Source organism: Thaumasiovibrio clandestinus, assembly GCF_047250365.1.
Lineage (GTDB): Bacteria > Pseudomonadota > Gammaproteobacteria > Enterobacterales > Vibrionaceae > Thaumasiovibrio.
In genome coordinates, this window is record NZ_JBLBVL010000001.1 from 430,225 (window position 1) to 441,601 (window position 11,377).

Here is an 11,377-nt window from a genome sequence, read left to right on the forward strand (position 1 = left end):
CATCGTTGACAGGGACAACTCAATATCATGGAACTTCTTTTTCTTGCCTCTGCCTTCTTTTTAGGCTTTTTGGCACTGCGCTGTAAACTTCCGCCTATGATTGGCTTCCTTATTGCTGGGTTTATTCTGCGCTTACTCGGCTTTAGCGCTTCGCCATTACTAGAGAGCATTGCGGATCTCGGCGTTACCTTACTTCTCTTTACCATCGGATTAAAGCTCGACATTAAACTGTTGCTAAAACGCAGTGTTTGGGCAGGAGCCACTGCGCATAATCTGCTTTCGAGCCTCTTTTTTCTGGCCGCATTATTTGCCTTGCAAAAAATGGGCATCACTATCTTGGCACCATTAGTATTCAGTGAGCTATTATTACTCGGCTTTGCGCTCTCTTTTTCCAGTACCGTGTTTGCTGTAAAAGTATTACAGGAAAAAGGCGAATTAAATGCAACCTACGGCGCTATCGCGATTGCCTTTTTGGTAATGCAGGATGTTTTTGCGGTCATCTTTTTAACCGCTTCGACGGGCAAAGTTCCAGAGATATACGCCTTAGCCCTATTCGCATTGCCACTCTTACGTCCATTTTTCTACTACTTACTCGATCGTTGCGGCCACGGCGAAATGCTCGTCTTAAGTGGTATTGTTTTTGCTCTGCTCTTTGGTGCAGGGCTATTTGAATTCGTCGGACTAAAAGCTGACCTTGGAGCACTTGTATTCGGTATGCTTTTAGCGGGTCACTCCAAGGCATCAGAGCTCTCCAAGTCGCTGTTTAATATTAAAGAACTATTATTGGTCTGCTTTTTCCTTAATATCGGACTGGCAGAAGCACCAACATTGCAAGCCATTGGCTTTGCCTCACTGCTCATTCTATTGTTACCTTTTAAAGCCGCACTCTATTTTGTTATTTTGCGCTATAGTCGATTCCGTCTACGCACAGCAACACTAGGTACCCTCGCACTGTGTAATTACAGCGAGTTTGGTCTTATTGTTGGCGGCCTCGCCTATAAGCTTGGTTGGTTACCTGGAAACCTATTAGCTGCCATCGCCATCGCTGTCTCCTTCTCTTTTATTTTAGCAGCACCAATGAATGATATTGGTCACTTGATATATCAAAAGACGAGCCGATGGTTTACCGAGCATACTGCAAACACGCTAAACCCAGATGATCGCCTGATTGACTTTGGGACAGCCAGAGTACTGATTCTCGGCATGGGTCGAATTGGAACCGGTGCTTATGATGAATTAATGCCCGCCTATAACGGCCAATTGCTCGGTATTGACACTCGAGTTGAAACCGTCGCTCATCATCAGCGCCAACAGCGCAATGTAATGATGGGCGATGCGATTGATACCGACTTCTGGGCGCGCGTTGTATCAAAGCAACAAGTTGAACTTATCTTACTCGCAATGCCTCACAGCCATGCCAATATGCGCGCATTAAAACAGATCACACGTAGTCAATATCGCGGCAAAATTGCTGCCATTGCTAAGTATGCCGATGAGGTAGAGCAACTGTTAGATAACGGGGCTGATGTCGCCTTAAATATCTACCGCGAAGCTGGCAGTGGTTTCGCTCGCCATGTCACCCAAGAATTGAGTTCACCGACTCCTTAGCCTGCTTTCCCCTACCCCCTTTAATTCGTGCCACATTAGTGGCACTTTTTTAACCTTACCATATATATTATTCACATAATATCCACTTTTTGTAAATAATATCTACTTACACCCCTCTTTAATCCTTTTTTCTCAACTTACTATTGCATTACATAAATGAAATGGCAAAGTGAAGAACAGGAAAGAAAGTTAACCTTTTCACAACATAGAACCAGTAACGATAATGTGAGGGATGTATGTGTTCAATATTTGGTGTTCTCGATATAAAAAGTGACGCGACAAGACTAAGGGAAACCGCGCTTGAATTGTCAAAAAAAATGCGCCATCGTGGCCCCGACTGGTCAGGAATTTACTCTTCAGATAAAGCAATACTGGTGCATGAGCGCCTTGCGATCGTCGATTTAAATAGTGGCGAACAACCACTCTATAACCAAGATAAAAGCCATGCATTGGCGGTTAATGGTGAGATCTATAACCACAAAGAACTTCGTCACACACTGTGCCCTGACTATGCATTTCAAACAGAGTCAGACTGTGAAATCATTCTTGCCCTATACGAAGAGAAAGGCCCGGAACTACTGGACTACCTAAATGGTATTTTCGCCTTTATTTTGTATGACGCAGAGAAGGATGCCTATTTAATTGGTCGTGACCATATTGGGATCATTCCTCTTTATCATGGCTATGATGAGCACGGAAATTACTATGTCGCATCGGAAATGAAGGCATTAGTTCCTGTTTGCCGCAGCATCAGTGAATTCCCTCCAGGTAGTTTTGTGTGGTCGCAAGCTGGTAAAGAACCACAGCACTATTACAAACGCGAGTGGATGGCTTTCGATGAGGTAAAAGACAATAGCACTGATAAGGCAGCGCTAAAACAAGCGCTTGAAGATGCCGTAAAACGCCAACTAATGACTGATGTTCCCTATGGTGTGTTGCTATCTGGTGGCCTCGATTCGTCTGTTATCTCTGCTATCACCAAGCAGTTTGCGTCAAAGCGTATTGAAGATGACAGTCAGTCCCAAGCATGGTGGCCAACCCTGCACTCTTTCGCCATTGGCCTTGAAGGTGCTCCTGACCTAAAAGCGGCAAGAAAGGTCGCCGATCATTTAGGAACAGTTCACCATGAACTGACTTATACGATTCAAGAAGGGCTAGATGCTATCCGCGATGTTATTTATCACATCGAAACTTATGATGTTACAACCATTCGCGCCTCAACACCCATGTACTTAATGGCACGGAAAATACGCGCGATGGGCATTAAGATGGTGCTGTCTGGTGAAGGGGCAGATGAAGTCTTTGGCGGCTACCTCTATTTTCACAAAGCACCCAACGCACAGGAATTCCATGAAGAAACCGTGCGTAAGCTACTCGCGCTCAATATGTTTGACTGTGCGCGCGCCAATAAATCAATGGCGGCGTGGGGTGTCGAGGCACGTGTTCCTTTCCTTGATAAAGAGTTTCTTGACGTTGCGATGCGCGTTAACCCTAACGATAAAATGTGTGGCAATGGCAAAATGGAAAAACACATTATTCGCGAATGTTTTGAAGATTATCTGCCCGAAGAGGTGGTTTGGCGCCAAAAAGAGCAATTCTCTGATGGCGTAGGTTATAGTTGGATCGATACCCTACGTGAAACGGCGGCAAGTCGTGTCTCTGACCAACAAATGGACACCGCAGCCTACCGTTTCCCTTATAACACACCGACCACGAAAGAGGGTTACATGTACCGCGAGGTCTTCGAGGAGCTATTCCCGTTAGAAGATGCCGCTAAATGTGTGCCTGGTGGTCCTTCCGTGGCGTGTTCTAGCGCAAAAGCCATTGAATGGGATGCGTCGTTCAAAGATAATGCCGACCCTTCAGGTCGCGCCGTTAAAGCCGTGCACAACAAAGCCTATTAACGCCGCCGGTGGCAAATAACAAAAAAGCAGCCATTGGCTGCTTTTTTATTGTTGATAGAGCGATTGTGCTTAACGTTCCCAGTAGGCTTCTTCTAAGCTATCTTCGCGTTCAGGTAGACCACGAGACAAACGAGGAGAATGCTGTTTTAGCACCTCGTAGCTCACGCGGTTAGAGTACTTACACACTTGTGAAAACGAAGAGTAAGTTAAGAACTCATGATTATGCTTGCTTGAGCGCGGAACATTATCACGATGATACCGGTTCGCAGACATATCATGCAGAAGTGCAGACAAAGCGCCATCACCTGCACCATTGGTATTTTTAATCTGTTCAGGGCCCCCCATATAAGGTGCAATATGCGAGTACACCTTCATTGGATTCTCGCACTTACCTTTCAACATTGGACGGCTAAATTCATAACGGTTAAATTCTGCGATTTCACCCGGCAGCAGAGGCAGTGTTGTCTCTCGCTTTGCCGATTCTTCGGTATAACCAGCCATGAACAGACCAACAGGCCCTGCCGTACACAGTACGAGGTCAACCCAGTCTAGGGCAATTGACGCCGCCATTAACGGATCTTTTTCACCAGTAAGTGCTTCGCCTTCTTCCTCATTCATCGCAACAACTGTGACGTGTTCCTTAAGGAACGCCTGCCACCACTCAATGTTGCCTTCGATGACATGCTTCGTCCCTAGGGTCAATACCACAGGTACATCATGCTGCTTGGCGTATTCTATTGCCTGCATGGTGGCATCTAGCATCGGTTCATCGTCATTACAGCGTACAAGATACGCAGAAATAACCAGTGCTGAGGCTTTCTCAAAGATCTTCTCTGGCACATTGTTTGGTTGAAGTTGATTGATCAACCCACCATTAATGGCAAATGTCCGCTCACCATCTTGAGATATCAAGGTAAAACAGCGTCCAATCGGGCCGTGAACCGGTTGTAAATAGTTCAAGTCCATTCGGCTGGATGTATTACAAAGATAGCGGTAAGCATAGCTGCCGATCGCGATCTCTTGGCTCATTACACCCAACAGGATTGATTTATCATCAGCCAGCACAGAGTAGTTGTGCAGCGTATTGCCAATCGTACCACCAGCAAACTCATGACTGATCAAGTCATTCTGTTTTAACTCCTGATACAGATTTTCCGCTTTAACATCATCGATAACCAACGAATGCCCTTTGCTCAGACCATAGCGCTGTACGAATTCGTCATCAACACGCGCTTCAATATCTACCAGTGTCTGGTCAATACCGATAATGTGCGGACGGGCTAATTTCTTCTGAGGCTTGGTTTGACTCAGTAACGGGTCACGAGCATGAACCGGAAAGTAATGTTTTGATTTACGTTGACCAGGAAATTTCATTGTCTTCGAATACGGTGGCAAAAAACGTCGGGATTCTACCACACAATATAGAACAACCAACCATTGGCGGCAGAAATTATTGTAATTCCTCACCTACCCAATCAATATGTCCAGTTTTTTTGTGTCTCATGCGTTCATTTTTGCCAACTCATCACAAATTGGATCACCACTCCTTCGTATGATGATGAATAACATGAGTCAATAGAGCAATATGATCATCGCGATCATTTAAACATGGAATCAAACGTAGCTGTTCTCCACCATGCTGGATAAAAGTATCACGGCACTGAATCGCTATCTCTTCTAACGTTTCTAAACAGTCACTGGCAAACGCGGGAGTAATCACGTCAATACGCTTGGTTCCCGACCTTGCTAGCGCGATGAGCGTCTGTTCTGTATAAGGCTTTAGCCACTCTTCACGCCCAAAGATAGACTGGTAACTCATACCAAACTGATCGTCTTCTAATGCCAATGCTTGCTGAAGCTGATAACTGGTCTGCACACAATGACCCGCATACGGATCGCCATTATCCGAATATCGCTGAGGGATGCCGTGATATGAGCACAATAAATAATCACTCTCTCCATGCACTTCCCAGTAGTCACGTACCGATTGTGCTAATGCGTCCACATAGAGCGGTTGCTGATAGTAGTGATTCACTGTGCGCATTTCTGGCAAATTGGAACGTCGTTGTAGCGCCTGTGCCAATTTATCAATGCCAGCCGCCGTGGTGGTAGCGCTAAATTGTGGATATAAAGGGAGCACCAGTACCTTTGTACACCCTTGCGACTCTAACTCCTCTAGCGCAAGGTCAATGGATGGCTGACCATACGTCATACCAACAGCTACAGGCATATCGATGACCTCTTGCAGACGATCACGTTGACGAATAGAGTTTGCTAACAGCGGCGATCCCTCGGCTGTCCAAATTTTACGATAGAGACGAGCCACTTTAGGAGAGCGAAAAGGAAGAATAATTCCATGTAGCAGTGGGCACCAAAGCCAACGGGTCATATCGACGACTCGCTGATCGTGCAGAAATTCAGCTAAAAACGCCTTCACCGCCGAAGGCTCAGGTTGTTGCGGAGTGCCGAGGTTAATCAATAGCACGCCAATGCGATCCATCATGGCTCTGTCCTTGTCCCAAAATAAAAACGGGCTGACTATCAGTCAACCCGTTTTATTTCAGTCGGTTCGCACTAATTATGCAAGCGCTTTTTCAATCTCAGCACTCACTTCTGCAACTTTCTTAGTACCGTCGAACTTCAGGTACTTTGTGTTGCCGATTTCAGCTTCTTTGGTGTAGTAGGCAATTAGTGGTGCAGTTTGCTCGTGATAAACACCTAGACGAGCACGTACTGTCTCTTCTTTATCGTCATCACGTACCACTAGGTCTTCACCAGTAACATCATCTTTTCCTTCAACTTGAGGCGGATTAAAGACAACATGGTAAGTACGACCTGACGCCAAGTGCGCACGACGACCAGCCATACGCTCAACGATAACACTATCCGCAACGTCAAACTCAAGAACATAATCAACTTCTACGCCAATCTCTTTCAAGCCGTCAGCCTGAGGAATGGTGCGAGGGAAACCATCTAGCAAGAAACCTTTCTCGCAATCATCTTGAGAAATACGCTCTTTAACTAGGCCAAGAATGATGTCATCAGAAACCAGTTGACCTGCATCGATAACGGCTTTCGCCTGTTTACCCATTTCAGTGCCTGCTTTGATGGCAGCTCGTAACATATCGCCAGTAGAAATTTGTGGAATACCAAATTTATCCATAATGAACTGAGCTTGTGTGCCTTTACCTGCACCTGGAGCGCCCAGAAGAATGATGCGCATTGTAATCCCCTTTGTAGAAGTTGATGTGTCTCTAAAGCGTGCAAAATACACTGATTAAGCCACGCTATCAAGCCCGGTACATTTACCGGGCTATCACTTTGCATCAGTCTAAACGAACTGATAAAGAATGTTGATTAGACTTTAGCCAATAACTTATTCAACGCAGTAAGGAAAACACTTGGGTCTTCCATCGCACCACGCTCTGCTAGCATAGCCTGCCCTAGTAGCCATTCAGCCCAACGGCCAAACTGCTCTTCATCAGCTTCATCTGCCATCATACTCACCAGTACATGATCAGGGTTTACCTCTAAAATGTACTGTACTTCTGGTGCTTCTTGGCCCGCTGCTGCCAGCAATTTAGCCATCTGTGTGCCCATGGCAAACTCGTCAGTTACAACCACTGCTGGCGTTTCGGTTAATTTGAACGTTGGACGCACTTCTTTGACACGCTCGCCAAAGTAGCTAGATAGACGCTCCACAACAGAACTAAACGCCTCCTCTTTCTCTTTTTGTGCTTCTTTTTGCTCTTCGTCATCAAATTGACTGAGATCGAGGTTCGCTTTCGAGATCGACTGGAACGATTTACCGTCAAACTCGGTGAGGTAACCCATCAACCACTCATCGATACGATCATACATTAAGATCACTTCCAGCCCTTTCGTTCGGAATTGCTCTAAATGCGGGCTGTTTTTAGCAGCATTGTAAGAGTCTGCTGTAAGGTAATAAATCTTATCCTGCCCGTCTTTCATACGTTCAATGTACTCGACCAGTGAAACCGTCTGCTCTGATGAGTCATTGTGTGTTGAGGCAAAGCGTAGCAGCTTAGCGACCTTATCGCGGTTGGCGTTGTCTTCCGCCGGCCCTTCTTTTAGTACTTGCCCAAACTCATTCCAGAACGCTTGATAGTTTTCTTTATCGTTATTGCCTAAGCGATCAAGCATGGTTAATGCTCTCTTAGTCAGTGCGTTACGTAATGACTGGGTTACTTTGGTGTCTTGTAGGATCTCTCGTGACACATTCAAAGGCAGATCATTTGAGTCAATCAAACCACGCATAAAGCGTAGGTAGCCCGGCATAAACTGATCCGCATCATCCATGATGAAAACACGCTGCACATACAGTTTTAAGCCATGCTTTTGATCACGGTTATACATATCCCACGGTGCTTTGGTTGGTACATAAAGCAGGCTCGTGTAATCTTGCTTTCCTTCTACGCGGTTATGGCTCCACAATAGAGGGTCGGAAAAGTCGTGCGCGATATGCTTGTAGAACTCTTTATACTCATCGTCTGAGATATCTGCTTTATTGCGCGTCCATAACGCTTGCGCTTTATTGATCTGCTCCCACTTACTCTCTCCCGCTTTGCCTTCTTCGTCGTACTCAGTGGTAAAGATAGAAACAGGGATGCCAATATGATCAGAGTATTTACCGATAACTTCACGTAAGCGGTATTCATTAAGAAACTCTTCTTCGCCTTCTCGCAAATGCAACACGATGTCAGTACCACGAGAGTCTTTTTGGATCGTTTCGACACTATAGTCTCCTTCACCCTCGGAGTGCCACTCAACAGCCTCATCATCACCAGCACCAGCAGCTCGAGTTCTGACCGTAACGGCATCTGCGACAATAAAGGCTGAATAGAAACCAACACCAAACTGACCAATCAATTGAGAATCTTTCGATTGATCCTCTGAAAGCTGACTAAAAAACTCGGCGGTGCCTGACTTAGCGATAGTCCCTAAATGTTCCACGACATCGTCGCGAGTCATACCAACACCGTTATCACTAATCGTTAGCGTTCTGGCATCCTTATCAAAAGACAGTTTCACGCCTAACTCTGCATCATCCCCATATAGAGACGTATCAGATAGTGCTTTAAAACGCAGTTTGTCTGCAGCATCGGACGCATTTGATATTAACTCTCGTAAGAAAATTTCTTTATTGGAATAGAGAGAATGAATCATCAAATGGAGAAGCTGTTTCACTTCTGATTGAAAGCCACGGGTTTCCTTGTTTCCTTTCACCATTGTTTTTTCACTCATTTAAGCCTCAAAAATTGTTTTATTTAGTCATTCATTGATTTAGATGTGGTCAAATTGGTCGTTTTCAACCTAAAATGTGCATCTTTATAAAATTGAGCTTTTTTTTAGCCTCTTCAGTTATGCCAGGTATACTGGTAACTGGGACTAGAATGCATGCTTTACTGGCTCTTTTTACTTTTTTTACCTTTTTTTATTGTTTGATATTTCAATGAGATCCAATTCTGATAAATTGCTAATAGGCAAACGTTTTTTGTTCGACCCATCAGACAACAGTTTGATCGATCAACATGACGGACATGAACTAATTCGTTTGGGAACAAATGAAAGTCGAGCATTGCAACTGCTCACAGAAGAACCTGGTGCGATTATTACCCGCCAGCATCTACACAACTATGTGTGGCGTCAACAAGGTTTTGAGGTTGATGACTCGAGCATCACTCAGGCCATCTCTACTTTACGTAAAGCGCTGAAAGACTCTACGAAATCACCTGAGTTCATTAAGACAATACCTAAACGGGGGTATCAGATTATCGCTGATGTTGAACCTTACGTTCATCAAGAGATTAGCGAATTATCCCAAACACAGGTAGAGAGCTCAAAGACAACCCTGTCTAATGTTGAGAGCAGTGAACACGAAAATGGCACTATAGTAACAACAAATGCCACGCCTCAAACTAAAGAAGAAGCGCGAAAGCATTTCTCTTACTTTTTGTCCATCGTGGCATTATTGATTGCCTGTACCGCTCCCTATATGGCATATAAAGCGACCCCTCCTATCTCGACGTCTTTTACTCACGTTTTTGATATTGATGGCGTCGCCGTTCTCTCTCCTTCCGGCCATAGCCCATTAAAGCCATGGCAAGAACTGATCATACAATGTATAGAAAACTATATTGATACGCACAATGACGAACGTCGACCGACTAAAGTTATTGCCACCGATGGACGCAATCATCAGATATTTCTCAACTATATCCATCACCCAGATCACAGCAGAGAAAATGTCACGATACGCCTATTACCGCAACAAAAGGACAATACAACCTTATGCCAGTAAGTACATTTGCAATTAAAGCCGTATTTAAACAGTGGTGGCCAGTTATGGTATGCGTGCTCTCTTTGTGTGGCAGCATATGGTACTACATGGGTAGCGATAGAAAAGTTGAGGTACTACTGAGTAACAATAAATGGCAAAGTATCAGCTTGAGTGAGGTTGAGTTAACTGAGACGCTACAAATGAAACACGCAGCGCTTCGCGATCTAAAACGAATTGAGCAAACAACACAGGTCATTTTTTTGCCCAATAAAATGTTCTCGCGTTTTACCCATCTTAAGTTAACCAGTGTGGAAGGTGGAGCTCCACTAAACATACAAATATCAGAAGCAGGTAGCTGGCAAGTCAGCGGTAAGTATCTGCAAACCGAAATCATAGACTTTTCAGATGTAACTAGCGGCAATAGCTCACTTTTTAACCAGAAAGATCTCGATTTCATTCGAAATTATTATTTGATTGATAGCAAACAAAGCAGAAAGCTAGATATCATCGACGACAATACATTGCTATTAACCAGTGTAAACAATGGCTCGTCATTATTGGTTTCGTATTAAACAAAAAACCGTCCTACTATGGGACGGTTTTTAGGTTGACCCTTCTTAAGGTCTCGCTACAACTTATGTCGCCCCGCCAACGAATGAGACAAAGTGGTACCATCGACCAACTCTAACTCTCCCCCCATCGGTACACCATGAGCAATACGGCTTGCGGTAACAGAAAAATGATGACAAAGCTCTGCAATATACTGTGCTGTCGCTTCGCCTTCGACTGTTGGGTTCGTCGCTAAAATCACTTCACTCACCACTTCTTGTTCCAAGCGTTGCTGGAGCCGATCTAAGCCAATATCCACAGGGCCTATTCCATCCAGAGGTGAAAGATGTCCCATTAGTACAAAGTAACGCCCTGAAAACTGGCCTGTCGCTTCCACTGCAACGATATCTGCGGGGCTTTCAACCACGCACAGTTGCCCATTCTCTTGACGCCGAGGGTTCGCACAGATCCCACACACGTCTTGCTCTGTAAATGTTCGACAATCACGGCAATGACCAATCTCCGTCATTGCACGTTGCAGTGCCTCCGCTAAAACGGCGCCACCTTGTCGGTTTCTTTGCAATAAATGAAAAGCCATACGTTGTGCCGATTTCGGTCCTACCCCAGGTAGGCAACGTAACGCTTCCATTAGCTGTTCAAGTAACGGGCTTGTCTGCATGATTAAAATGGCATTTTAAAACCAGCAGGTAAGTTCATACCACCGGTCACTGACGCCATTTTCTCTTTCTGGGTTTCTTCTACTCGACGTGCCGCATCATTGAATGCCGCTGCAATCAGATCTTCCAACATATCTTTATCATCTTCCATCAAGCTATCATCGAGCTCAACACGACGAACACTGTGACTGCCAGTGATTGTGATTTTTACTAAGCCAGCGCCTGACTCACCAGTCACTTCCATATTGGCAATCTCTTCTTGCATCTTCTGCATGCGCTCTTGCATCATTTGCGCCTGCTTCATCATGTTGCCCATTCCACCTTTACCAAACATAGTG

At 45.0% G+C, this 11,377-nt stretch carries 10 protein-coding genes; 4 read left to right on the forward strand and 6 right to left on the reverse strand.

The window, feature by feature from the left end; genetic code table 11:
- The first annotated feature begins 27 nt into the window (after window positions 1-27).
- A complete protein-coding gene (locus tag ACKLNH_RS02040; RefSeq protein ID WP_413110562.1) occupies window positions 28-1,608 on the forward strand; it encodes a cation:proton antiporter domain-containing protein in 1,581 nt (526 codons plus the stop codon).
- A gap of 236 nt (window positions 1,609-1,844) precedes the next feature.
- Window positions 1,845-3,512 carry an asparagine synthase B gene (gene asnB / locus ACKLNH_RS02045; RefSeq protein WP_413110563.1) on the forward strand — a complete coding sequence of 556 codons (1,668 nt, stop codon included), beginning with the start codon at window positions 1,845-1,847 and terminating at the stop codon, window positions 3,510-3,512.
- A 69-nt stretch (window positions 3,513-3,581) separates the two neighbouring features.
- Here the strand turns inward: asnB and ACKLNH_RS02050 are convergent, their stop codons facing one another.
- From ACKLNH_RS02050 to htpG, 4 genes are all read right to left on the reverse strand, one after another.
- The gene (locus ACKLNH_RS02050) at window positions 3,582-4,886 is read right to left on the reverse strand and encodes an inosine/guanosine kinase (RefSeq protein WP_413110564.1); all 1,305 of its coding nucleotides are present in this window, start codon (window positions 4,884-4,886) and stop codon (window positions 3,582-3,584) included.
- A gap of 163 nt (window positions 4,887-5,049) precedes the next feature.
- The gene (hemH, locus tag ACKLNH_RS02055) at window positions 5,050-6,015 is read right to left on the reverse strand and encodes a ferrochelatase (RefSeq protein WP_413110565.1); all 966 of its coding nucleotides are present in this window, start codon (window positions 6,013-6,015) and stop codon (window positions 5,050-5,052) included.
- A 75-nt stretch (window positions 6,016-6,090) separates the two neighbouring features.
- Window positions 6,091-6,735: an adenylate kinase gene (gene adk, locus ACKLNH_RS02060; RefSeq protein WP_413110566.1), complete on the reverse strand. Its 645-nt coding sequence runs from the start codon at window positions 6,733-6,735 to the stop codon at window positions 6,091-6,093.
- Between the two features lie 134 nt (window positions 6,736-6,869).
- On the reverse strand, window positions 6,870-8,777 hold the full coding sequence (htpG, locus tag ACKLNH_RS02065; RefSeq protein ID WP_413110567.1) for a molecular chaperone HtpG: 1,908 nt from the start codon (window positions 8,775-8,777) through the stop codon (window positions 6,870-6,872).
- 208 nt (window positions 8,778-8,985) lie between these two features.
- Between htpG and ACKLNH_RS02070 the strand changes: the two genes are divergently transcribed.
- Both ACKLNH_RS02070 and ACKLNH_RS02075 read left to right on the forward strand, forming a co-directional pair.
- Window positions 8,986-9,834: a winged helix-turn-helix domain-containing protein gene (locus ACKLNH_RS02070; protein ID WP_413110568.1), complete on the forward strand. Its 849-nt coding sequence runs from the start codon at window positions 8,986-8,988 to the stop codon at window positions 9,832-9,834.
- Window positions 9,825-10,385, forward strand: a complete 561-nt coding sequence (locus tag ACKLNH_RS02075) for a regulatory protein ToxS (protein ID WP_413110569.1) — start codon at window positions 9,825-9,827, stop codon at window positions 10,383-10,385. The genes ACKLNH_RS02070 and ACKLNH_RS02075 overlap by 10 nt, the downstream gene beginning before the upstream one ends.
- Window positions 10,386-10,441: 56 nt before the next feature.
- Here ACKLNH_RS02075 and recR read toward each other — a convergent pair whose 3' ends face one another.
- Both recR and ACKLNH_RS02085 read right to left on the reverse strand, forming a co-directional pair.
- Complete coding sequence (gene recR / locus ACKLNH_RS02080) at window positions 10,442-11,041, reverse strand: recombination mediator RecR (protein WP_413110570.1); 600 nt, start codon at window positions 11,039-11,041, stop codon at window positions 10,442-10,444.
- Between the two features lie 2 nt (window positions 11,042-11,043).
- Window positions 11,044-11,373: a YbaB/EbfC family nucleoid-associated protein gene (locus ACKLNH_RS02085; protein WP_413110571.1), complete on the reverse strand. Its 330-nt coding sequence runs from the start codon at window positions 11,371-11,373 to the stop codon at window positions 11,044-11,046.
- Window positions 11,374-11,377 lie beyond the last annotated feature (4 nt).

Excerpts from the sequence above, each read along its gene's own strand:
- asnB (WP_413110563.1), top strand. The coding sequence starts at position 1,845 with ATGTGTTCAATATTTGGTGTTCTCGATATAAAAAGTGACGCGACAAGA.
- recR (WP_413110570.1), bottom strand. The coding sequence starts at position 11,041 with ATGCAGACAAGCCCGTTACTTGAACAGCTAATGGAAGCGTTACGTTGC.
- ACKLNH_RS02070 (WP_413110568.1), top strand. The coding sequence starts at position 8,986 with ATGAGATCCAATTCTGATAAATTGCTAATAGGCAAACGTTTTTTGTTC.
- adk (WP_413110566.1), bottom strand. The coding sequence starts at position 6,735 with ATGCGCATCATTCTTCTGGGCGCTCCAGGTGCAGGTAAAGGCACACAA.
- hemH (WP_413110565.1), bottom strand. The coding sequence starts at position 6,015 with ATGATGGATCGCATTGGCGTGCTATTGATTAACCTCGGCACTCCGCAA.
- ACKLNH_RS02050 (WP_413110564.1), bottom strand. The coding sequence starts at position 4,886 with ATGAAATTTCCTGGTCAACGTAAATCAAAACATTACTTTCCGGTTCAT.
- ACKLNH_RS02075 (WP_413110569.1), top strand. The coding sequence starts at position 9,825 with ATGCCAGTAAGTACATTTGCAATTAAAGCCGTATTTAAACAGTGGTGG.
- ACKLNH_RS02085 (WP_413110571.1), bottom strand. The coding sequence starts at position 11,373 with ATGTTTGGTAAAGGTGGAATGGGCAACATGATGAAGCAGGCGCAAATG.
- ACKLNH_RS02040 (WP_413110562.1), top strand. The coding sequence starts at position 28 with ATGGAACTTCTTTTTCTTGCCTCTGCCTTCTTTTTAGGCTTTTTGGCA.
- htpG (WP_413110567.1), bottom strand. The coding sequence starts at position 8,777 with ATGAGTGAAAAAACAATGGTGAAAGGAAACAAGGAAACCCGTGGCTTT.